Here is a 21,940-nt window from a genome sequence, read left to right on the forward strand (position 1 = left end):
CGTCAGCGCCCGTGTTGCAGGTAGCTCTGTAGGGCAAATGGTTGATCGGTCTGCATCATGCTGACACCGCGGTCGCGCAAGACTCCCCAGACCTTCGCCGGATCCTTCAGCGCGTTTGCATCGGTGTAGTCGCCCGACAGATTCATCGGTTTCCCGCTGGCAATATCATTTGTCATTGTATTGACGAAGAGTCGTATCTTTCCTTTGGAAACGTGTCGTGCTGTGTCGATTAGCGAAGCGTCGTTAAACATGAGTTGCAGCGCTGTAGGCCGCAGCGTGGTGGCGTGTTGGAAGGCCTCTGCTGCTGATATCTTGGTATCGCGTTCCATGTACAACACCTGCAATGCAATGCCGGAGCGATGCGCGCGTTCGACAATCTCTCCGGGCACATCCATCGGCACGTTTAACAGAACATCGCGCTGTGCATTCGCCGCTTCAACGACATCCATGATCTGGTTCAACGAGGCGTCCTTGACGTCAAGATTGATCAAGGTTTTGCCGCGCGCGATGGCAAGGGCTTGCGAAAAAGTGGGTGGATGCCAATCGGTCAATGCAGCATCTGGACCACCGCCTTTGGCGCGGATACGCATACGCGCGATCTGCGCGGCGGTGAGATCGGCCACGGCACCGTGACCGTTGGTGGTCCGGTCGACGCGATCGTCATGCATGAGAACCAGTTGCCCATCGCGCGTGGTGCGGATGTCGATCTCTACCATGTCGATGCCGCGCGCCACGCATGCATTGATGCCGGCCAGCGTGTTCTCCGCGGCCAGCATCCAGCAAGCTCGATGCGAGACCACGATGGTGCCGGCATCGGGATCGCGCAAGCGTTCGGGCAGCGTCAGTTTTACCGGGCTTGATGCAGCGACAAGGAACGTTTGCAGCAACAGTATTAGCCCTGCAATCATCAGATGTGCACGCATGCTCACCACCTCCAGGTCAGCGATGCGGTGTAGTTGCGCCCAAAGATCGGTCGCGCGTAGATCGCCTCAGCGGTGCCTTGACCAGACAAGGTATCCACGCGCCCGTTGCCCTCGGTCAAGCCCACGACGTTACTGATGTTGGCCGCATGCAGCTGCAGTTCCAGACGCTGGCTCAGATAGGTGGACAGGCCAAGGTCGTAGCTTGTGTAGGCCGGCAATGCGGTGGCGTTGGTGTAGTCGACGTAACGCTGTCCGATGCGATATGCCGTTGCAGTCAGCTCGGTAGGCTTGCCGGCGATGTCGAAATACAGCGTCGGGCTTAGCGAGACGATGTATTTCGGGATGCGCGAGATCTGGTTACCGTTCAAACCAGGAACTGCGCTGTTGGTGGTCGCGTTGGTTAGGCTTTTGGTTTGTGGATCTTGGAGGGTCACAGAGCCCGTCATGCCGAACAGGTCGGCCGGGCGCCATGTGAATTCCGACTCCAAGCCAAGCGTCTGCGTGCTGCCGACCAGGTTGAGGTTCTGCACCGCGCCTGTTCCATCCAACACGATCGCGCTGATCGACAGATCGTTGAAGCGGCTCCAGAACGCGACGCTGGAGAACGAGAGATCGTCGCCGACTGTGCCGCGCAGACCCATCTCGGCCTGGTCGATGTCGGTGACTGCTGCATTTTGGGTCTGGTAGACGTTTTGCAGGCGCGGCAGCCGCTGTGAGGCGGTATAGCGCGCAAAGGCCTGTAGCGCGGGGCTCACCGCAAACTCGCCGCCGACAGTCCATTGCAACGCATGCCGACGATCATCGCGTGCGCTGAACGTGCCGCTGAGGCCGCCGACGCTGTCGTCCGCCAACGTTGTTGGATCTCCAAGGTTTCCCGTGGTGTTGGCGTAGACACCGCCATCGGCGGTGTAGCGTGTATAGCGCATACCGGCATCAACACTAAAGCGTCCGAACTTCACTGAATCCCAGAGATACGGCGACAGGTAGGTGCCGCTTGCAAAGCCGCGTGTGACGCCGTTGCCGTAGCGCACGAAGCCGTTCTGCGTGACCGCGCCAACGACGTTGCCGGTCGCGTCGTAGGCCAGCACGTCCAGACGCTGTGGGTTGTTGCGCAGTGTGGTCAGCACTGTGTTTTGCAGACGATCTTGCGCATATTCGAAGTGCTGCACATTGATGCCGGCAGTCACGGTGTGTTGTCCGGCTGCAGTGGCATCGAAGGCCTTGCTCAGGCGTAGGTCGTCGGACAACGTGCGCAGGCGGGTGCGGCTGTTCCACAAGCCGCTTTCCAACACCAGGCCATCGCTGCCAGCCGGGTCGTAAAGGCTGCCATCGGCGGCAATGACATAACCGGTGCGTGCCACGTTGGCGCCGAATCCAATGCGTGCGCGTCTCAGTTGGGTGCCGAGATAGCCTGCCGCATCGCTAGGGGCTGCGCCGGAGAACAGCGAGGTGTAGTCGACCTGTGCACTGACGTAGCGCATGCGGTTGTCCAGCGTGATGCCATGCCCAAGGTCCCATTCCAGGTGCGTGCCAAACTGTTTGACGTTGGTGTGGATGCCGTCGGCAAGATCCAGACTCCGCTGTTGGAGTTGGTCGCCGAAGAAGGTGGGCACGCTGGTATGTCGCAGATCGTTGGACAGCAAGGTGCCGTCCAATGGATCGATCAGCGCCGAGAGCGGGCGATCGGGCGCGCGCGGATCCCGCAACGGGATCGGGTTGTAGAACGCGGTGCGGTCGTTGAGCAGTTTCGCATCCACATCCAACACCGCGTCGCCTAGCAGGAAGGTGAGGTTGCCGCGCAACTGGCCGCCCTTGTCCGCCGTATAGCCGGTGCGGCGCAAGCCATCGTCGGTGCGATGGAAACCGCCGATGCTGTAGAGCACATTCTCGCTTAGTGGGCCGGCGCTATAGGCATCCTGGCGCCACTGCCCGTTGCTGCCATTGGTCAGCCGAACCGCGCCCTCCGGTGTCGCGGTGCCATGCCGTGTGATCGCGTTGACGGTGCCGCCGGGCGCATTGGTGGCGAATAGCGGGGAGGTGCCTCCGCGGACCACCTCCAGGCGCTCGGTCATCATGTCCAACGAAAAGAGGTTGTCGATGTTGAGGAAGCTTTCCTGCGGTTCGTCGAACAGGGTCAGGCCATCCTCCTGGTACTGCATGTAGAACCAACCACCAGCGGGCAGGCCGCGCACATACAGGTTCTGACCGCCGCCCTGTCCGCCGGAGGGTTCGGCAGAGATGCCGGGCACTGCGCGAAGCATGTCCACGCTGCTGGTCGCCGAGCGGCGTTGCAAGGCCTGTTCGGAGATGACACTGATCGCGAACGGCGCGTCCTTCTGAGAGCGTCCCTTGGGTGTTCCGGTCACTACGACAGCATCCAGGTCAACTGCCTGCCGATTCGTGGGTTCGGCCTCTTGTGCGGACGCCCCTGAGGTGGCCGTGACGGCTGCCAGGGCAAGCGCCAACGCGGTGAAGCAAGGTGCGGAAAACGACATGCAAAGACCCCAGTAGAAGAATGTGGGGGTAATACTATTTACCATGTATGAAATTATTGTGTCTACATGCTAGATTCGTTTCTCCCTTCTTGTAGGGCCGCGTTGCGTATCCATGATCGACGTTTCCTCTGCCGTCCCGAGCACGGGCGGCCGCCTGCTGCTCGACCATCTCTTCAAGTGCGGCGTGCAGAGCCAGGCCGCTTTACCGCGGCTGCTGGGCCTGTCACAGCCAACCGTGGCCCGCTTGCTGCGGGGATTTGCACAGAGCGATCTTGTGCGCCTTTCCTCCCGAGCGCCTGAGGGGCCGGGCAACCCAAGCGTGGATGTGCGCTTGAACCCCGACCATGCTTTTGCCTTCGGGGTCAGCGTGATGGGCGACGCGTTCGCGATTGCCCTGTTGGATCTGAGCGGCGCTGTGCGTGGGCAACGGCGGCAGGCGATGGCACAGATGGACCGCGTGCGGGTGCTGGCGCAGTTGCGCGAATTTGGCGATGAGCTACTGGCAGAAGCGGGTGTTGCGCGGCCGCGTGTCCTTGGCGCGGGCGTTGGTATCTCCGCGTTTTTCAGTGGACAGGGTGGCGAGATGGTGGGCCCACCCGCGCTGGAGGACTGGACAGGCGTGGAGCTGGTGCCGTTACTCGAACAGGCACTCGGGGTTCCGGCCATCGTCGAGAATGATGGCGCAGTGGCTGCGGTCGCCGAGAGCCTTTATGGCATCGGTCGTGACTGCGCCAACTTCGTCTACCTGCATCTGACCAACGGATTTGGCGGCGGCATAATCAGCAACGGCCGTCTGTTCCGCGGCCACCGGGGCAATGCAGGCGAGTTCGGTGGCATATGGACAGTGTCCGGCCTGGAGTATCCAAATCTTGACTCCCTGCTGCGCTATGTGCGCGCCGCGGGAGGCGAAGTGGAGACCGTCGAGCAATTGCTCCCCGACGTCACCTTGGCAACGCCAGGGGTGGACGCATGGTTGGCGATGGCCCAGGAGCCGTTCGCCCGACTATGCAGCATCCTGGCCTATGGCCTGGATCCCCAGATGATTGTCATCGGCGGGCGGCTTCCGACTCCATTAGCCGAGGCGTTGGTGGCGCGCTTGCAGGTTCCGCGTGCCCCAAACCGACACGGCTTGTCTCCGCCGCTACCGGAGCTCCGTGTCGCGAGCGTGCTCGGCGACGCGGTCATGCTTGGAGCGGGCTTGCTGCCGCTGCAGCGTGCATTTTTTGCCTGATGTTTTGCTAGTCCAAATTATACAGAGGAGGTCAGGCGTCAGCCGCCAACGCTTGCAGCGGAGGTGCCTTTAAATAGCACCTCCGCCACGCGGCATAAAAGCATACGTCTTAAGTTAGTTGCGTTTAAGATTGCGATCTAATTATTTAATCGCCTTTGAATATCGCAGCGTGCTGTCAAAAGGTTGGGGAGATTGAAGGTAAATAACATTAGGGTTACCAGATGACAACTCGTTCATTGTCATTACGCACCATCTTGTCGCCGTTTTTGCATGCAAATGCTTTTGCAAACTGCGGCATATTAGAAGGAGCTGCAATTGCTCGTATGTTGGCAGGCGAATGATTATCTCTTGCTAAAGTGTTCAGCATTGCCTGCTCCCGCAGAGATCCCCTCCAGATTTTGGCGTAAGCTAAAAAGAAGCGTTGCTCTGGCGTAAAGCCATCGACTGCCACTGCGCGCTCAGGGTGTTTCCGTAGGTCATTATGCAAGGCATCGTATGCTACGTTAATTCCACCTAAGTCGGCGATATTCTCACTCATCGTTCTTCTTCCATCGACATGAGCGTCTGGGTGGTTTGGCAACGGCTGGTAGGCATTAAACTGAGAGACTAGTAGTTCCGATTTGCCTTTGAAATTTGCCATATCAGCCTCGGTCCACCATTCAGCTCTATTGCCAAGACCATCAAATTTACTCCCGTCATCATCAAACCCATGAGTAATCTCGTGGCCAATAACGGTTCCGATTGCACCGTAGTTTATTGCATCGTCGGCAGTCGCATCGAAGAAAGGGGGCTGCAGGACTGCTGCAGAAACAACGATGGAATTCGTGGCGGTCTCGTAGCGCGCATTAAAATCTTGCGGATTAATGCTCCATTCGTTGCGATCAGTTAATTTGCCGATCTTGTCCAGTTGCTGTCTTCGATTGAATTGCATTACTTGTTGTATGGCCTGCAAATATTCCTGCGGTCCAGTATTTAACCCCGTCCAGTCCTTCCAAGTGTCTGGATAGCCCACCTTATAGGTCATTGCGGTGAGTTTATTAATGGCCTGTTGCTTTGTCGCTACGCTCATCCAGTTGTTTTTGTCTAGTCGCGACTTAAACTCTTGCATCACATTTTTGACAAGCTCGCTCGCCTTCTGCTTTTCCTCTGGCGTAAATGCTTTGGCAGCATAGAGCTTACCCAGTCCATCACCCATTACTTCGTTTAGCGCCGACAAAACCGCCTTTGGGCGAGATTCAGGATCTTTTTGTCCTTGCAAGAAATTATTGTAAAATTGAAAGCGATTATTAACAAAGTTGCTACTAAGGTAAGGGGATGACGAGTCAATAAGCTGAAAGCGCAAATAGGCCCTCCAATTTGCAGTGGGCTCTACAGCGAGAAGTCGATCAAACATGACAAAATACTGCTTGTGCCCTAACGAGAATTCCTTTGCAGAAACGTTTTGAACCTTTAAATACTTGTCCCAAGAAAAGTGCGGTGTGATGGCATCTGCCTCAGCGATAGATACCATGTTATAGCGCTCAGCCGGGTCGTGTTCTTTTTCGGGAGAGGAAGCGCCTGACACTAAAGCCTTCTCTATTCCGAATACTCGCTTGGCGTCTTTTTCTGCATCAGTATGAGTCGCGCCAGTCAATTCAAACGCTTGGGCTATATAGCGTAGATATGCACTGCGTACTTCTTCATACTTTTTGTCAGTATAAAATTCCGGCGCAGGAAGATTGAAATTCCCCTGTAATGCGTATCCCACCTGTCGACTGGAATCGTAGATATCGGCCTCTGGAATAAAATTAAAAACTGCTAATTGCCCCGCCGCATGAATCTGAGCTAGGTAACTCGCTACTTGTTCGGGGGAATTTAAAGAATTGATTTGATCCAGTTGAGCCTTGATCGGCATTGAACCCAGTTGCTCAATCTTAGCTTCATCCATGCCAGCCTCATATAGATTGCCTAAGATCCGTTCCAACGGGGTCCCAGCCGAGCCCTTAGAAGCAGCAGACTCCAAAATGCCTTTTTGAATGGCGATTGACTTTTCTCGCATCTGATCAAAGGCGCCAAAAGAGAACCTATCATCTGGAATTGGATTTCTGGCAATCCATTTCGAATTGACAAAATCGAATAAATTTTCACATGCACTGATCTGTCCTTCGAGCTCCCCAATATCAAAAGTGCTCTTAGCAGCGCGTAGCTGGGTTGACGATGAAATCTGGCCAGCAGGGGGAAGTCCGTCATTTCCTTTGCTGCAAGCAACTATGCTCGCTGCGATAAAAATAGGCAATATCAACGATTTAACTTTCATAGGACGCCTCGTAATAATGCTAAGCATATATGCATATATATCGGGTCGCTTATAAATAAGTCCCTTTAACTCGCCGAAAGCGAAGCTCTTGCGAATAAGCTTGCGATCAATTTGCTCGTTTTGATTGATGCTGTGATATGAAATTGACAGTTTCTGAATGAGGGGTGTTAGTTTTCGGGTATCAAGTAAGGCGCAGCGTCGGCGCTGATCGTTTTTAGCCTGTCTGTTGCAGATGCTAGGCTTCTCATGCCTGCACACTTAAACTGCGTGACGAGATGATACTGCTCCATGCATACAGCCCACAGCCGATCCAGATCAGACTGAAGGTGGCCAACTGGATGGAGCCGATGGGCTCTTGATACAACAAGACGGCTTCTGCCAGCAGGAGTGTGGGTGCGATGAATTGGAGCAATCCTAGTGTCGTATAGCGTAATCGCTTTACGCTAGCTGCGAAGAGGAGCAGTGGTAGCGCTGTGATTGGTCCTGCAAGAATTAGTAGAGCATCAATACGGCTGCCCTGCCCAAAAGCTGCTTCACTCGTGGTGCCGACATAGCAGAGAATGAGGATTGCTAGCGGCGCAAGAAGCGCTGTTTCGATCGTCAATCCGCTAAGCGCATCGATTGCCACCACCTTGCGAATCAGTCCATAGAAGCCGAAGCTCAGTGCCAGCGTTAGTGAAATCCAAATCTCACCGCCACCGGTGACTGAAAGAATTAGAACGCCAGTTCCGGCAATACCGATTGCCACGGCTTGTGAGCAGGTGAGTCGCTCCCTCAGCAGCACGGTTCCAAGTGCCACGTTCACAAGTGGAGTGATGAAGTAGCCAAGGCTTGCCTCCACCAGATGTCCATTAGCCGCTGACCAGATGTAGACGAACCAATTGACCGCGATCAGTGCTGCGCTAATGGTCAGCAAGCCCAGGGTTCGGCCACGCGCTGCCACTAGGAGTGTTCGCAAGCGCCCCGACACTGCGATGATCGCGCCAAACATCACTAATGACCACACCACGCGATGTGAGAGTACCTGCAATGCATCCACGCCCTTGAGCATGTTTAGATACAGCGGTAGGACCCCCCAAAGGACATTGGCGGCGATACCGTAAAAAAACCCTGTGCGGCTATCTACACTAGCGGTCATGTGAACCTCGGTGAGATGGGCAACTCAAGGGACCGGGTAGTCCCTCGCGAGCCTGTTGTCACACTGCATGTGCGATGACATCGAAAGCTTCGATATCTGGCTCAGCTGCAATGAATGCTGCAGTTAATGGACGATGCGCTGCCATGTGCGGCGCATCCCGGTGTGCATTAAGAGCGGCGTCGTTTTCGTAGATTTCCATCAGCACGTAGCTGTCAGGTCGTACCCGCGACCTGAACAGCTTATAGAGGCGGTTACCCTGCTCGTTGGTACGTACTGCTGCAGCCTGAGCGGCGAAAGCGCTTTCGAATGCTGCGCCGCTAGCCGGTTTGACCGTTAACTTCACCATCATGCCGATCATTAGGTCTTGGCCTCTGCGATACAGGCGTCATGCCTGCTTGATGAAGTCCTGGGTGGAGATGGCGTTGGCATAGAACGGAGCGATTTCATTCAGGAAAGCGGTCTGCTGCTCGCGGGTGAAAGCGGCTGATGCGTCGTATATGACGTTAGTGTTGTAGCCCAGATCATGAGCATTACGCATCGACGACTCGACACACTGCCTGAGGGCGAAACCCGCGAGATAGATATCAAAGATGCGATTGTTGCGTAGGTAGCTGTCGAGAGTGGTCGAAGCAAAGACGCTACTGCCGCCGGTTCGCTCACGGATGACATACTCGCCGTCCTGAGGCTCGAAGCCGGGAAAGAAATCCGCCTGCTCACCGAGGAACGAGCCATAGTCGCGCATCATCTTTCGCAGGCCGTACTTGCCGTCGCCGAGCACCTTGAACGTTGGCTCAAACTTGAGTGATGCGTGGATGACTTCCATGCCACGGCGACGCGCTTCTTCAAGAATCGTCTTCGAATTGGCGATGGCGGTGTCAACCTGTTCGCGATCCTGGAATTGGCCATTGATGCCACCGGTCGGAGCCAGCCAATCGTTTACATACTCGATAAGGACGAGCGCGCTTTTCTGTGCAGGGTTATTCGTGGATGTACTATTCATTGTGAGTTCCTTGGAGTGTGTTGAGCATGTCGGTTGAAACGTCTACTTCGTGGGTCATGTCATGTGAATGGAGAGTTGCTTGCGAAGATGGGTCTCTAGCAGTGCCGCGTAATCGTCACCCACGGCGTTAATGACGCTGGGACGAACCGCTAAAGCTGCGCGCCATGTGGAAATGCGAGGAAGATTGTCAAAAATGGGCAGTGACAAGGCCGGTTCGAGGACATCGAAATACCGGAAAATCGGCGCGAATACCGCATCGACCATGCTGAAGGTCATGCCACCGAAGTAGGGTCCGACTTCGAGTTTTGACTCGAGACGCTCGAGTTTCGTTCTGACAGCTGTCTGTCGTGCATTCGCCATCTGTCGATCAGTTGCGTGGAGGAATTGCCAGATGTCGGAAAGGGCCTGGCTAGCGAACTCCGTCCAGCCGCGTTGACGGGCGCGTGATAGTGCACTGGCCGAGTACATCGGCGAGCCCGGTTGAGTTTCCTCAAGATACTCGCATATCACCATACTCTCGAAGATTGTCGTCTCCGTTCCGTCTGGCTCAACGACCAGGAGCAACGGCACTTTCCCAGTTGGAGAAAGGGCCAGAAACCAGTCGGGCTTGGCTGCTAGATCTACTTGGATCCGGTGGAACGGGACAGCTTTTTCCAGCAGGACGATGGCCGCGCGTTGCACAAATGGACACAACGGGTGGCTGATCAGGGTGAGGGTGTTGGGCATAGGCTGTGTGAGTTCTGCTTCAGGGGTTCTGGCGATAGGGCAGGCGACGGCACGGCGATGGATCGCACGTTATCCATGGCACAAGAACGCGCATCACCATGCAGCCGGCGCATGACGGAGCGCATTGAGTTAAATGGACGCCGGGCCTTGCGTGTGTGCCGGCGCGGATAGCGCCCCGCCGAGCATCTGCAAACGCACCGGTTGGCTTGGTCGGCAGGCGCGCAGCGGGTGCATCCGCATGAATGTCAGCGATGCGCCCCGCCGCTCCCGCCGTCTCAACGACGGCTGCCATGGTCAGCCGTTGAGCGTGCGGCCACCGTCGACGATGATTTCCGAACCCACCGTCCACCGGGATTCGTCCGAGGCCAGGTACAGCACGGCCTTGGCCACTTCGTCGGGGGTGCCGAAGCGGCCCATCGGGATGCTGGCGGCAATGTCTTGGTTGACCTGCGCACGGTAAGCGTCGGGGATGCCGAGCTTGTCGTATAGCGGGGTTTCCACCGGCCCGGGGCTGACCGCGTTAAGACGGATGCCGCGTGCGAGCAGTTCGCTGGATAGCGTCCTGGTCATGCTCAAGAAGGCGGCTTTGGTGGCGGCATACACCGACGAGCGGGCCATGGCCGCATGGGCGTTGATGGAGGTGTTGAGCACCACCGAGGCGGGATTGTCCAGCACCGGCAGCAGCGCCTGCAGCAGGAAGTACGGGCCTTTGACGTTGATGGCGAAAGAAGCGTCGAATGCCTGTTCGGTCCACTCCTCGATCGGTGCCCAGACCGATACGCCGGCGTTGAGGAAGGCAATGTCGAGCTGGCCGTAATGGGCCTGCACGGCTTGCGCCAATTCCTGCTGCGCGGTGACGCTGGCCGAATCGGCACGCAGCACCAGCACTTCGCTACCCAACGCGGCCTTGGCATTGGCGATGGATTCTGGGTTGACGCCGGTGACGATGACGCGGGCGCCTTCGGCAAGAAACTGCTTGGCGGTTTCCAGACCGATACCGCTGGTGCCGCCGGTGATGAGGGTGCGCTTGCCTGCTAAACGTGACATGAGATGCTCCTGACGGTGGTGCCAGGCCCGCCGCACATGGCCGGCCTTCGATGTGACACAGCGTGCGCTCATGCTGGATTTGCCAGAAGACCGTCAGCACGCATAGCATTCATGTGGTGAAAGCATGAGTAGAGAAGCACAATGGATCGGTTCGTGTTGATGACCTGCTTCGCGCGTGCGGTGGAAACGGGCAGTTTCTCTGCCGCTGGGCGCGATCTCGGCTTGGGTCAACCCAACGTCAGTCGCCACGTGGCCGCGCTGGAAGAACATCTGCAGGCCCGGCTGCTCAATCGCTCGACCCGCAAGCTCATGTTGACGCCGGAAGGGGAGCGCTACTACGCGGAAGTGCGCCGCATCCTGGATGCGGTGGACGAGTCTGAAATGTCGCTGCGCGAAAATGTGCAGCCCACTGGCTTACTACGTGTGGCCTGCCCCACGGCGTTGTCGCATCAGTATGTGATGCCGCTAGTGCCGCGCTTCTTACAGCGCTATCCGGGCCTGCAGCTAGATCTGCAGATCAATGACCGCTTCGTCAATTTGCTCGACGAGGGCGCGGAGCTTGCCATCCGCATCGGCCATCTGGAAAACAGCTCCCTGCGTGCGCGACGCATCGGATCGTTCAAGCGTGTTTGCGTGGCAAGCCGTGCGTATCTGGCCGAACGCGGAGTTCCCACTGTTCCCGACGATCTGCGCCAGCACGATTGCGTGCTGTACACGCTGCTGGCATCGGGGGCGACATGGCGCTTCAAGGATGTGGACGTTCCGGTTTCCGGCAGGATTCGTGTGAATTCGCCGGAAGCTGCGCGCGAGTCGATAAGCGCAGGCCTGGGCATCGGGCAGGGGCCGGAATGGCTATTCGAGCAGGGGCTCAACGCGGGTCATCTACAGATTGTGTTAAATGATTTTTCAGCCCCTGCAGTGCCAATGCACATCATGTATGCCGCCAACCGCCTGGTGGCAAAAAGGGCGCTTGTGTTCATGGACTTCATCGCGGAGGAATTTTCAAAGATTCCTCGATTAAATGTGAAAGCGTAATAGGCGTCATGCTGCTGCGTGGAAGCTGGCGCCGAGGGGCTTATGGCGACCACTCAGAACCGCTGGCAGCAGCGCTGCAAGACGGGCCTGAGTATCGGCGAGATTGAGTTAGGAAGCCCTCAGTCATTGAATGCAAGCTGCACCGGAGGCTTGAGCGTTCTGCTTGCACGAGCCCTAGCAGGCACTGAAGAAGTCACGTCTACCCAAATCCTCCGGCCTAAGCCCTGCACGTTGAATCGGCCAGCCTGCTTCACCAGCATTACAGCGATGACGGGACAAGAGGCTCTCGTCCACAGACATAAGGCACATCCATGAGCCGCCCGCCGACCCGTGCAAGGTTGAAGAGAACGGATCGATGGTCGGCGGGACGGCGACGTCTGCCTCTAGATGGTGAACCGCTTGACGGGCGCGCTTACGCGCAGACCTGCTCTCCCCAACGAACGCCTGCGGCAGGTGTGTATCAGCGAGCAATGGTTCTTGTCACTAGTCGACGCACGGAGAAGAACCAAGGGTAGCGGTGGTTCTATAAGGAGCAGCGACCACACAGCGCACTGGTGCTGAAACCCCTGAAGAATTCGCCCGAAATGACGGGTTACAGGCGAATTCTCAGCTGGCGAATCAGGCCGAATCTCTAGCGATGAATGCCTCTGGCATCGAGTGCAGGCCGCTACGCCTTAGATCCAGTTCGGCGCGAATTCTTTGGCATAACGCTCGCCGAACCCGCCTTCAGGCAGAATTTCCTTGATTTTGGTCAGGTCTTGCGTCGTCAGCACCAGATCGGCAGCGCCGACGTTTTCCGCAACGCGCTCTGCCTTGCGAGAGCCCGGAATCGGCACGATGTCGTTGCCCTGGGCAAGCAACCAGGCGAGTGCCAATTGCGAAACGGTGGCGCCCTTGGAGGTGGCAAGCTCTTTCAACTGGCGGACGGCTTCGACGTTCTTCTCGAAGTTGCCGGGCTGCCAGCGCGGGTCGCCCCGGCGCATATCGGTCTCTTCATACTCGGCTGCCGGCTTGGCCGTGCCGGTGAGAAAGCCGCGGCCGAGGGGAGAGTAGGGCACGAAGCCGATGCCAAGCTCGCGCAAGACCGGGAACAGCACTTCCACCTCGCGCTCGAACACTGAGTACTCCGTTTGAAGCATCGCCACTTCCTGCACGGCATGGGCCTTGCGGATCGTTTCAGGACCAGCTTCGCTCAATCCGAAATGCTTGACCTTGCCCTCGGCAATCAGGTCCTTGACCGTGCCGGCCACATCTTCGATCGGCACGTTCGGATCGACCCGGTGCTGGTAGAGCACATCGATGTAATCGACACCCAAATAGCGCAGGCTGTTCTCTGTCACTTCGCGAATGTGCGCGGGCCGGCTGTCAGCCTCCCATGAAGGGGTAAAGCCGAACTTGGTTGCCAACACCACATCATCGCGGAAGCCTTTCACAGCGCGGCCAATGAACTTCTCGTTTTCGCCCCAGCCATACAGTTCGGCGGTATCGAAGAACGTTACACCGAGATCGTAAGCACGACGGATCGTTGCCAGCCCGGCCTGCTCGTCGGCCGCCCCGTAGGCCAGATGAAAGCCCATGGCGCCATAACCAATGGCAGAGACTTCCGGACCGTTGGTGCCCAGTTTACGTTTTTGCATGATCTTTCCTTCCTGTGTGAGAGCTATCTGGTTCAAAGGTCTCGATAACGGCTGAGGCATGGAAAGCAGTCTTCGGGTTAACGAAAGATCCTGAAATATCCTGAATAACCAAACCCACTACTCGCCCCATCCGGCGACATCTTGGCCGCCGAAGATCATGCGACGGATCTCCTGGGAGCCTAGGCCAGACGTGAACCCGGGCACGGGCGCGCTGGCATCGTTCAGGCGTTCGAGATGCGCGCCTTCGAGACGCAGTTCGGTGGCGGCGATGTTGCTTTCCAGCTGCGACACCTTGCTGACGCCCACCAGGGTCGATCCGACTCTCTCGTTCACCAGTGTCCACGCCAGCGCGACTTCCGCCATCGGCCGGCTCAGTTCCGCTGCCACCTGTTCCAACGCCTCGAGGATAGTCCAGTTACGCTCGGTGAACTTGGTGTCGCCGAGCGGATTGGGACCGCTGAGGCGGCCCTTGCCGGCACGGTCCTCGCGCCGGTATTTGCCAGAGAGTAAGCCGCCGGCCAGTGGACTCCACGGCATCACGCCCATCCCGGCCTCGCGCGCGACCGGGAAATGCTCGCTCTCCACATCGCGCGCGACCAGCGAATATTCGAGCTGCATCGCGATCGGGCCTGGCACCCGCCGTTCCGCCGCGATCGTCGCCGCCTTCATCGCCACCCAAGCCGGCATGTCCGAGAGGCCGTAATAGCGGATCTTGCCCGCGCGAACCAGGTCGCCGAGCGTCTGGACGATCTCCTCGATCGGTGTGACCTGATCCCAGATGTGCATCCAGTACAGGTCGATATAGTCGGTGCCGAGCCGCCTGAGCGAAGCATCGAGCGCGCGGTGGATGTTCTTCGCGCCGGCGCCGCCTGCGTTCGGATTGCCGCCTGCGACGTGGGTGCCTGATGCTGGATTAGCCGACGCATTGAAGGCGAACTTCGTCGAGAGCACGATGTCATCGCGCGAGCCGCTGTCGGCAATGAACTTGCCGACCAGCCTCTCGCTCTCACCGCCGCTATAGATGTCCGCAGTGTCGATCATGTTGCCGCCGGCGTCGCGGTAGTGGTCGAAGATCGCCCGCGAACCGGCCTCATCCACTCCCCACTTATCAGTGCCGAAGGTCATCGTACCCAGCGCCAAGGGGCTGACGATCAGGCCGGATCGGCCAAGAGCGCGGTAGGAGGTCAAAGTCATACATGTCCTTCATGTGGTTGGAGTGGGGTTGATCCGCACTGGTTAGAATCATGGAGATTGACGCTAGATTTGGCATCTAGAGTCGCTTTTGGCACTGAGTGTCATCTCCGGCGGGCTAAAAAAACGTGAAAACCCAGAAAAGTCCAGGTACCCCTTTGCAGCGACTGAAGAGCGACGCAGCCTCCGCCTCGATCGCCGCATGCGCGTTGGTGCTGTTCGACGAAAAAGGGTTCGACAGCGTCACCGTCGACGAGATTGCCGCAGCCGCCGGCATCTCCCGGCGCAGCTTTTTTCGCTACTTTTCGACTAAGGAAGACGCCGTGGTGGGAACACACGGTGCATTTGGGCCTAGAGTCGCGGCGGCTTTTGCTGCGCGTTCGACGAGCGAGGGCGTATGGGCATCGTTGCGGCAGGCTTTCGAAGTGATTGCCGACAAGGTGGCCGAGGATCCCGAGGCTGCCGCCCGGACAATGCGAGTCGTCTATAGCACGGCCAGTTTGCGCGCCTACCATATGGAGAAGCACAACCGCTGGGCGGTCGATCTCACCCCGGAAGTCGTTAAGCGCCTCGGCGATGTCGGGAATCAGCGCACCGAAGCCGCCGCCCTGGTCTATTCCGCCCTCGCTTGCCTGGATGTCGCGTTGTCGCGATTTGCACGCGATCCCCACGCAGTGCCGATACACCAGTTGCTCGACGAGGCATTCGGTGCGCTCGCCGCGCATTGCCGGAGTTGAGGCGGGTTCAGCGCGCGCAATGCGTCACGGTCAATACGGCATTCTGATGAAGGGTCCGATATGGATTTGAGCGCTGCTGCCACTCCTTCTGTCTCATTTTTTCTCGGGGCGACGGCAATGCATAGGAATCATTTTTATGAGCTGTAGAATTGGCTGAGTCTAGAACGAGTGGAGTAAGTAATGCATACAAGAGACGATATTTTTGCCTACGCAAAGAAGAACTTTGATGCCAATCCTGACTATCCATTTGAGAAATTCCCTCATTACGCGGTCTTGCGTCATTCGGGTAGCGAAAAATGGTTTGCGCTGGTGATGCTTGTCCCGCGTAGCAAGCTTGGAATTGATGGCGACGGGGACGTGGAGGTTATTGATGTAAAAGTTAATCCTGATAAATTGGCACAATTGCGCAAGCGTGACGGGATACTGCCTGCATATCATATGAACAAGGAGCACTGGATCACCATCCTGTTAGATGGGCCAGTATCTCGTGCAGACATCCATTCGCTGTTGCACGAAAGCTACGAATTAACCAGTTAGCGGTCGTCGTGGCAGCTCTGCGCGACAGAGCATTCCCAAGAGTCAAGTGCAACATCTTGACGCGTCACATGCTTGCATCGCTCCCAAAGGATGCGGTGATGGACGCGACGTGTGCGAGAGAGTAGGGACCTGGCTTCGCGGTTGTTGCCTCTGAAGTGCGCAGCTTCGCACGGCGCCGCACCATAGCTGCGAAGGAGATCCGCGATCTGATTGCCGGTTCCGGTGCTATAGCTGTGCAGGATAAATCAGAGCAGCCCACTTTCTTCTGAGGCTGAATTCAGGGAGGCGGTCAGATCGAAAAAATGAGCAAATAAGCGAAAATAGAGCCGGCTATACGAAGCTTGGTACAGGTCAATGACGGAATAGATTCGTAAAATAATTTTGATAGATTGGAGGCTGGTGTCGCATAAAATATAAATATTTTGTGTGCGCTGAATTCTCCTCAAGTGCTTGCCGCCAAATCGCACGAAGAATCCGGGAGGAGAGAGATTAATTCCAATCACGAGCGAAGCACTGACACCATAAGACGCTATGCTAGCGCCCACCAGTTTTCCAGCGGAGCCTTTTGATGAGGAATTTTGTTGCTTTGATCTTGCTGCTCCTACTTACTGCTCCAGTGATGGCCCAGCAAGTGGATAAGCGCACAATTGGCGCTGCCACGCTTGAGGACGTTCCACCAATTGACAAGGACATCGGTGATGCGGTTGCGCGTTATCAGCAGAGTCGTTCCGCCGAAGTTGCCGATTGGCTAACTGACGGTAGCTTGCTGATTACTACCCGGTTTGGGAACGTCACACAACTTCATCGCGTCGCAGGTCCCGGAATGGACCGACGCCAGATCACCTTCTCCACCGAGCCGATCGCGTTCGGAATGGCCATCCCGAACACGGACCGTGTTCTGTACAGTCGCGACACCGGCGGAGATGAGTGGTTCCAGCTTTATACGGTCGGTGCCGATGGCCGTCCTGTACAGCTGACCGAACCGGGAACGCGTAACGAAAATGTCTTGGTCTCCCGTGATGGCAGCCGTATATTTTGGAGCCGAGCTGTCAAGGGATCTGATAACTACGATATTTTGTCCGCCAATCCGGCCGACCCTGCGACTCGCACCGTTATATACCAAGGGACTGGCGTATTTGGTGTCGATGACATTTCGACGGATGGTAAGAAACTGCTTCTCTCGCGTTCCGTATCAAATAGCGAACAGAAGTTGTTCACGCTTGATATCGTCAGTGGCGACCTGAATGAAGTTGCCAAAGGCACGCCTGCGGTTCTTGAGGGTGCGCGTTACGTGCGGGGAGGCCATGCCATTCTCGTCGTCAGTGACCGAGGCAGTGATGTGAGACGACTGGTTGAGATTGACGTCAAGAGCGGCCGGCTGACGCCGGTACTGCCAGTGTCCCAATGGAATATTGAAAAATTCGACCTAAGTGATGATGGTCGTATCCTTGCTTATGCGACCAACATTGACGGCTATTCCACCGTCAATGTAACTGATTTCTCTACCGGCCATGCGTTGCCGCAAGCCGATCTACCAAAGGGCGTTCTGACTGGTCTCAAACTGTCACCCGACGGATCGTCGCTGGCGATCGGTATGGCGTCGGCGACCACGCCCGGCGATGTGTGGAACTGGAACACCGCAGACGGCAAGTTGCAGCGCTGGACGCTATCGGAAGTTGGTCCCCTCGATCGCGCTTCGTTACCAGAACCTGCTCTGGTCCGGTTCAAGAGCTTTGACGGTCTCTCCGTTCCGGCCTTTGTTTACCGTCCGAAGTCCGTGGCGCCGGGCACAAAGACACCTGTCCTGATTATGATCCACGGCGGTCCTGAGAGTCAGGCACGCCCGGGATGGTCACCCCTCACCGCCAGCTTCGTCGACACGCTCGGCGCGACGGTCATTGTGCCCAATGTCCGAGGTTCGGATGGATACGGCACCCGTTATCTCAACATGGACAATGGGGAGAAACGCGAGAATTCTGTCAAGGACATTGGTGCTTTGATCGACTGGATTGGCGCCCAGCCCGACCTCGACGCGAATCGCGTGGCGGTGATAGGCGGGTCTTACGGTGGCTATATGGCGCTTGCGACGATGACGTTCTATTCCGATAGGTTAGTAGGGGGCGTCGACCTGTTTGGGATAAGTAATTGGACGACGTTTCTTCAGAATACGGAGACATATCGCCGCGCCAATCGTCGTGCTGAGTATGGCGATGAGCGTCTGCCTCATATGCAAGAATTTTTCTCCCGCATTTCGCCGCGCACGAATGTCGCGAGGATCACGAAGCCAATGCTGATCGAGCAAGGATCCAATGATCCTCGGGTACCACAATCCGAGAGCGAGCAGATGGTCGCAGCGATTCGCCAGCGTGGCGTACGTGTGTCGTATTTGCTCTTTTTCGATGAGGGACACGGCTGGCGAAAGAAGCAGAATCAGGATTTAAGTTTACAAGTGGAGACAGCATTTCTACGCGGAGTATTGGGGGTGGAGACCCCAAAGTAGAACTCAGATGAAATCCTACGATCCGGATGGTAGAGAAGAGGGAATTCTAGCTCCCCATGGCGCTTGCTCTCTGTATGGCGCTGACTGCAGCTCAGGCCACTCCGGCGGCGCCGGCAGACACTATTCCTACCGGTGACTGGCGAGGAACGCTTTCCGCCAGCGGCGTAGCTGGTCCGGTCTACGTTCGCCTGAGTGGGCGCGCGACAGGAGTCGACAGTGCCCAGACTGGAGATGTGCGATTTGGACCCCCTTTCAATTGCGCGCTTGAGTTGCGAGATCAGGCAGATGGTTACATGTTGCTGCCGCGCAACGGTGGCAAGTTCTGCGACGCGCTGACTGGTAGACGTGCCCAAATCCAAAAGGCGGATGGGTCTTCGGCAGGCATACATATCACTCTGCAAGGGCACGAGGCGCCAATGGTCATTGCCTTTAATCAAGGACAGCGTAGGACTGGTCGAAGCTGGACGCTGGCGCGGAGCAGGGCTGATATGAGCACAACTAGAGATCGTGTCAGCCGCGGTCAGGCCGGGAGATATCATCGGCCGCCTCCGCTATGGAGCTCCTCGCGACTGCCAAGTGGAATTACGCTACGCCGGACGTAATTCGGGCGCTTTGACTGCCTGGATTGGAGCCAACGATAGAGGATATTGCCGACGGCTCAGCGATAGCCAAGCCAGTATGCAGATCCGTCCGGATGGCAGCTCGGTGCTTTCGCTGCTATTGAATGGACAACGCGATTTCGCGTCGTTTGAGCGGGTGCCTGCTGGTTGAAATCGGATAGGGCGGCGATGGGCTTGGGCTTCCTGACATCGCGATGGACTTGGGCCTTGGTTCACGAGGTTGGCCAAGCGCAAGCAAACTCAGCCCGACGTGGAATCGACGTCGCTCATTCCGCGCTGCGTTTGCGCAGCGTCCTGCCGGCACTCATACAGCTTCCGCCAGCTCCTTACTCTCAGGGGATGCGTCATGTGTCTCAGGCGCTGCGACAGCGCTGCCGATACTCTGGGCTATGGACAGAGCCGAGTTGCGTATCCACCTTGAACACTTAGATGCAGCAGTGCCAGCACTACGGGCGTCGAGTCCGGATCGCTGCCACTTCTTGCGGGCGTTCGCAGGTATGGTGCAGCTAATTAAGGCGGAGGCACTCACGTCTGAAGATGCCGAATTCGTCGGACGACGTATCGACGAGATTTTGGCCTGGCATGACGTAACGCTCGCGGAAGGCGAAGGTTGAGGCCAAGGGGTGGTCAGGCCGTGATTACCGAGCCTGTGCTCGACACAGAGCACGCGGCCATCCAGTGTTTGGCATGGTCATACGCAGCGCTTGGATCAGAGAAGGCGACACTGGAGACTGTTTGGCGGTGAAGCGTGATGCCCCCGGGCTTGGAAATCAGGAGCTCCGATAGGAACATCCCGTCAGCCGGGATGATATGCGCCGTGAGCAAGTAGTCGCCCACGTGCCGAATAGCGGTAACGCCCAAGACTGATCCCCCTCGATGGTGCTATACCCTCAATTTGCCTGCCACCATCGTCAGACAAGCGGCCGCCAGGACAGGCCTTGGTGACTCGTCATCATGGCGGGAAAGGGCTCAAAATACTGTCGGTGATAGGTGGGCTGGACTGTAGGTATTTTCCTAGCCGGGTTCGAGTCGACGAGATTAGATGCTTCACAGTCAAAGACTCCAGATAGCCCGCTTATCGCCTAAGGTTTTGCATACGTGGAGCAGGCGGCCCGTCCGTCATTAGCCCGTCTCCCCGTGTAGTTGTGCGGGCAACGGTTGCGGTGATCTCCATAACGTTGGCAGCGCGGTCCAGATGCACGGTCATACGTCAGGTGCGTTGCCAAGCCAAGCGACACAGTCCGTCTTGTGGCCGCATACGGCCTGTGCTTTCTGACGAACTCGCGTCAGCACCGCAGAGCCTTGCGCCTGGTGTTGCTTGCTCCAGGACTGCAGCGACGCTCCGACTGGATCGAAGTGTTCTCGATTGTCATGCAGGTAGCTGTCGGTTTGCGCAGCCAGGTCATCAATGACACTGATTGCAACGGACTCTATGCCGGCAGCATCATCCGGACTTAGGCGGATCAACGTATCCAAGTAGGCCACGCCTCTCTGCACGAGCGTCCCTTCACTGCCTGGTGTCTCATACGCCTTTTTGAACCACGACAGGGCGGACTTGCTGTCACCGCGCCCCTCGGCTAGTTGGCCTAGGTAAGGCATGTAGTAAGACGGGGTCTTGCTACGCCCCAATTCGGCCAGCAGCAGTTGTTCGGCTCCAGTAGTGTCGCCTACCTCAACCAGGAGTCCGGCCGCACTTTCAACGGTGGCCTGACGCTCTTCCGCAGTCTTTGCCGCTGACAATGCCCAACGCACACGCTGATGAACCGTCTCGACTACGGAGGCGGGTAGCGGGGAGTGTGCCCCGCTTGGGTCCGACGCAGCGTTCTCCCCCTGGGCCAGTCGCGCAAGTTCGACAACGGCCGATGAAGTGCGCAGCCGATCTACAATTGGCAGCGTGGGGTCGGCGTATGCCTTTGCCAATGCCTGATTCAACGCCTTGGACAAGGCGGCGCGTTCACCAGCATCGTTGGTGGCGGCTGCCACCAGCGTGGCGGCACCGGAATTTAGTAGATGCAGGTTGGCCTGTACGTCCGTCGGATCGGCAATCACTGTCCGCAGCAATGCGTTCGTGGCTGGCGTCGTAGCTGGCTTCTGGGTGGAGACGAGCACCGCCAGTAGACCGAAGCGGCGTTGCAGGTGCGGCTCCGGCGCGGTCTTTGCGAGCGTGGAAAGCACGCCAGGTGCGTCTTTGGCGTCGACTAGTTGGTTGTCTAGCAGCCAACCGTAATTGCTCAGCAGCGCCCATTCATCGCGTTTCAAGGATGAAGGGTTCTTCAGCGCCACCTCAAGTAGCTGCTTGGTACTTATGCTGAGCTGAGTGGCCGCACGCAGACTTTGGATGAGCTGAGCTGTCGTGCTATCTCCTATCACCCGAGTGATCTCAGTGCCATCCGGGCGCAGCATGATAATGGTCGGGTATCCTTTGACGCCGAAGCGCTCGCCAGCGGACTGCGCTTCTTCCGAGTCTCCATCCAGGTGCACCGCCACAAACTGCTGCATCTGTGCAATGAACGCCGGGTCCTTGAACGTGGTGACCTTCAGGCGATTGCAGGGCGGGCACCATACTGCACCCCAGTACATCAGGATCGGCTTACCGGTCTTCACTGCCTCCTCGAATGCCTTTTCGACTTTGCCCTCATGCCACTGGATGCTGGCCTGTGGCTCAGCCGGTGCAGCCGTGGACGGGGGAGTTGGCGCTGATGGTGTCGATTTCTCGCAGGCAGTTAGCGTTGCGAGGACGGCGGAAAGCGTCATCAAAGCGAGGGATGGCGAACGGAAAGACAGTGCCATGAAAAGCCTTTGCTTGGAGGAGAGAGTTGAACGCGCG

General features: G+C 57.4%; 17 protein-coding genes and 1 pseudogene. 7 read left to right on the forward strand and 11 right to left on the reverse strand.

The annotated features are described in order from the left end of the window. Positions 1 to 2 precede the first annotated feature (2 nt). Both FFY45_RS08970 and FFY45_RS08975 read right to left on the reverse strand, forming a co-directional pair. Positions 3 to 923 carry a glycerophosphodiester phosphodiesterase family protein gene (locus FFY45_RS08970; RefSeq protein WP_176340159.1) on the reverse strand — a complete coding sequence of 307 codons (921 nt, stop codon included), beginning with the start codon at positions 921 to 923 and terminating at the stop codon, positions 3 to 5. Between the two features lie 2 nt (positions 924 to 925). After that, positions 926 to 3,289 carry a TonB-dependent receptor domain-containing protein gene (locus tag FFY45_RS08975; RefSeq protein ID WP_343204092.1) on the reverse strand — a complete coding sequence of 788 codons (2,364 nt, stop codon included), beginning with the start codon at positions 3,287 to 3,289 and terminating at the stop codon, positions 926 to 928. A gap of 241 nt (positions 3,290 to 3,530) precedes the next feature. Here FFY45_RS08975 and FFY45_RS08980 point away from each other — a divergent pair, with 241 nt between their 5' ends. Further along, positions 3,531 to 4,649: an ROK family protein gene (locus FFY45_RS08980; protein ID WP_176340161.1), complete on the forward strand. Its 1,119-nt coding sequence runs from the start codon at positions 3,531 to 3,533 to the stop codon at positions 4,647 to 4,649. Positions 4,650 to 4,863: 214 nt separating this feature from the next. Here FFY45_RS08980 and FFY45_RS08985 read toward each other — a convergent pair whose 3' ends face one another. From FFY45_RS08985 to FFY45_RS09010, 6 genes are all read right to left on the reverse strand, one after another. Then, positions 4,864 to 6,945, reverse strand: a complete 2,082-nt coding sequence (locus FFY45_RS08985; protein ID WP_176340162.1) for a M13 family metallopeptidase — start codon at positions 6,943 to 6,945, stop codon at positions 4,864 to 4,866. Between the two features lie 244 nt (positions 6,946 to 7,189). Beyond that, positions 7,190 to 8,083 carry an EamA family transporter RarD gene (gene rarD / locus FFY45_RS08990; protein WP_176340163.1) on the reverse strand — a complete coding sequence of 298 codons (894 nt, stop codon included), beginning with the start codon at positions 8,081 to 8,083 and terminating at the stop codon, positions 7,190 to 7,192. 58 nt (positions 8,084 to 8,141) lie between these two features. After that, positions 8,142 to 8,441, reverse strand: a complete 300-nt coding sequence (locus tag FFY45_RS08995) for a putative quinol monooxygenase (protein WP_176340164.1) — start codon at positions 8,439 to 8,441, stop codon at positions 8,142 to 8,144. 27 nt (positions 8,442 to 8,468) lie between these two features. Then, positions 8,469 to 9,083 carry a cysteine hydrolase family protein gene (locus tag FFY45_RS09000; protein WP_176340165.1) on the reverse strand — a complete coding sequence of 205 codons (615 nt, stop codon included), beginning with the start codon at positions 9,081 to 9,083 and terminating at the stop codon, positions 8,469 to 8,471. A 54-nt stretch (positions 9,084 to 9,137) separates the two neighbouring features. Next, positions 9,138 to 9,809, reverse strand: a complete 672-nt coding sequence (locus FFY45_RS09005; RefSeq protein WP_176340166.1) for a glutathione S-transferase family protein — start codon at positions 9,807 to 9,809, stop codon at positions 9,138 to 9,140. A 294-nt stretch (positions 9,810 to 10,103) separates the two neighbouring features. Then, positions 10,104 to 10,856 (reverse strand): SDR family oxidoreductase, encoded by a 753-nt coding sequence (locus FFY45_RS09010; RefSeq protein WP_176340167.1) that lies wholly within the window; start codon positions 10,854 to 10,856, stop codon positions 10,104 to 10,106. Positions 10,857 to 10,997: 141 nt separating this feature from the next. Between FFY45_RS09010 and FFY45_RS09015 the strand changes: the two genes are divergently transcribed. Beyond that, positions 10,998 to 11,891: a LysR family transcriptional regulator gene (locus FFY45_RS09015; RefSeq protein ID WP_176340168.1), complete on the forward strand. Its 894-nt coding sequence runs from the start codon at positions 10,998 to 11,000 to the stop codon at positions 11,889 to 11,891. Positions 11,892 to 12,565: 674 nt separating this feature from the next. On the opposite strand, the gene FFY45_RS09020 is transcribed toward FFY45_RS09015, so the two are convergent. Both FFY45_RS09020 and FFY45_RS09025 read right to left on the reverse strand, forming a co-directional pair. Continuing rightward, positions 12,566 to 13,528, reverse strand: coding sequence for an aldo/keto reductase (locus FFY45_RS09020; RefSeq protein ID WP_176340169.1), 963 nt, complete (start codon positions 13,526 to 13,528; stop codon positions 12,566 to 12,568). 117 nt (positions 13,529 to 13,645) lie between these two features. Further along, the gene (locus tag FFY45_RS09025) at positions 13,646 to 14,722 is read right to left on the reverse strand and encodes an aldo/keto reductase (RefSeq protein ID WP_176340170.1); all 1,077 of its coding nucleotides are present in this window, start codon (positions 14,720 to 14,722) and stop codon (positions 13,646 to 13,648) included. 125 nt (positions 14,723 to 14,847) lie between these two features. On the opposite strand from FFY45_RS09025, the gene FFY45_RS09030 reads away from it, so the two are divergent. The 5 genes and pseudogenes from FFY45_RS09030 to FFY45_RS22120 all read left to right on the forward strand — a co-directional run bounded on the left by FFY45_RS09030 (position 14,848) and on the right by FFY45_RS22120 (position 19,727). Then, positions 14,848 to 15,456, forward strand: coding sequence for a TetR family transcriptional regulator (locus tag FFY45_RS09030; protein WP_176340171.1), 609 nt, complete (start codon positions 14,848 to 14,850; stop codon positions 15,454 to 15,456). Positions 15,457 to 15,636: 180 nt separating this feature from the next. Further along, positions 15,637 to 15,993 carry an MmcQ/YjbR family DNA-binding protein gene (locus FFY45_RS09035; RefSeq protein WP_176340172.1) on the forward strand — a complete coding sequence of 119 codons (357 nt, stop codon included), beginning with the start codon at positions 15,637 to 15,639 and terminating at the stop codon, positions 15,991 to 15,993. A gap of 568 nt (positions 15,994 to 16,561) precedes the next feature. Then, a complete protein-coding gene (locus tag FFY45_RS09040) occupies positions 16,562 to 18,493 on the forward strand; it encodes a S9 family peptidase (RefSeq protein ID WP_176340173.1) in 1,932 nt (643 codons plus the stop codon). 56 nt (positions 18,494 to 18,549) lie between these two features. After that, a pseudogene (locus FFY45_RS09045) lies at positions 18,550 to 19,264 on the forward strand (hypothetical protein). 238 nt (positions 19,265 to 19,502) lie between these two features. After that, a complete protein-coding gene (locus tag FFY45_RS22120) occupies positions 19,503 to 19,727 on the forward strand; it encodes a hypothetical protein (RefSeq protein ID WP_255171904.1) in 225 nt (74 codons plus the stop codon). 589 nt (positions 19,728 to 20,316) lie between these two features. Here the strand turns inward: FFY45_RS22120 and FFY45_RS09050 are convergent. Next, positions 20,317 to 21,903 carry a thioredoxin family protein gene (locus tag FFY45_RS09050; RefSeq protein WP_176340174.1) on the reverse strand — a complete coding sequence of 529 codons (1,587 nt, stop codon included), beginning with the start codon at positions 21,901 to 21,903 and terminating at the stop codon, positions 20,317 to 20,319. Positions 21,904 to 21,940 lie beyond the last annotated feature (37 nt).

Origin of the sequence: Xanthomonas hortorum (assembly GCF_011305375.1) — a bacterium.
Taxonomy (GTDB): Bacteria; Pseudomonadota; Gammaproteobacteria; order Xanthomonadales; family Xanthomonadaceae; genus Xanthomonas; species Xanthomonas hortorum_E.

What these genes read in the sequence shown, in the direction of transcription:
- FFY45_RS08970 (WP_176340159.1), bottom strand. Translation starts at nt 923, where the DNA reads ATGCGTGCACATCTGATGATTGCAGGGCTAATACTGTTGCTGCAAACG.
- FFY45_RS09025 (WP_176340170.1), bottom strand. Translation starts at nt 14,722, where the DNA reads ATGACTTTGACCTCCTACCGCGCTCTTGGCCGATCCGGCCTGATCGTC.
- FFY45_RS08980 (WP_176340161.1), top strand. Translation starts at nt 3,531, where the DNA reads ATGATCGACGTTTCCTCTGCCGTCCCGAGCACGGGCGGCCGCCTGCTG.
- FFY45_RS09050 (WP_176340174.1), bottom strand. Translation starts at nt 21,903, where the DNA reads ATGGCACTGTCTTTCCGTTCGCCATCCCTCGCTTTGATGACGCTTTCC.
- FFY45_RS09010 (WP_176340167.1), bottom strand. Translation starts at nt 10,856, where the DNA reads ATGTCACGTTTAGCAGGCAAGCGCACCCTCATCACCGGCGGCACCAGC.
- FFY45_RS09020 (WP_176340169.1), bottom strand. Translation starts at nt 13,528, where the DNA reads ATGCAAAAACGTAAACTGGGCACCAACGGTCCGGAAGTCTCTGCCATT.
- FFY45_RS09000 (WP_176340165.1), bottom strand. Translation starts at nt 9,083, where the DNA reads ATGAATAGTACATCCACGAATAACCCTGCACAGAAAAGCGCGCTCGTC.
- FFY45_RS09040 (WP_176340173.1), top strand. Translation starts at nt 16,562, where the DNA reads ATGAGGAATTTTGTTGCTTTGATCTTGCTGCTCCTACTTACTGCTCCA.
- FFY45_RS08995 (WP_176340164.1), bottom strand. Translation starts at nt 8,441, where the DNA reads ATGATCGGCATGATGGTGAAGTTAACGGTCAAACCGGCTAGCGGCGCA.
- FFY45_RS22120 (WP_255171904.1), top strand. Translation starts at nt 19,503, where the DNA reads ATGGACAGAGCCGAGTTGCGTATCCACCTTGAACACTTAGATGCAGCA.
- rarD (WP_176340163.1), bottom strand. Translation starts at nt 8,083, where the DNA reads ATGACCGCTAGTGTAGATAGCCGCACAGGGTTTTTTTACGGTATCGCC.
- FFY45_RS09005 (WP_176340166.1), bottom strand. Translation starts at nt 9,809, where the DNA reads ATGCCCAACACCCTCACCCTGATCAGCCACCCGTTGTGTCCATTTGTG.
- FFY45_RS09035 (WP_176340172.1), top strand. Translation starts at nt 15,637, where the DNA reads ATGCATACAAGAGACGATATTTTTGCCTACGCAAAGAAGAACTTTGAT.
- FFY45_RS09015 (WP_176340168.1), top strand. Translation starts at nt 10,998, where the DNA reads ATGGATCGGTTCGTGTTGATGACCTGCTTCGCGCGTGCGGTGGAAACG.
- FFY45_RS08985 (WP_176340162.1), bottom strand. Translation starts at nt 6,945, where the DNA reads ATGAAAGTTAAATCGTTGATATTGCCTATTTTTATCGCAGCGAGCATA.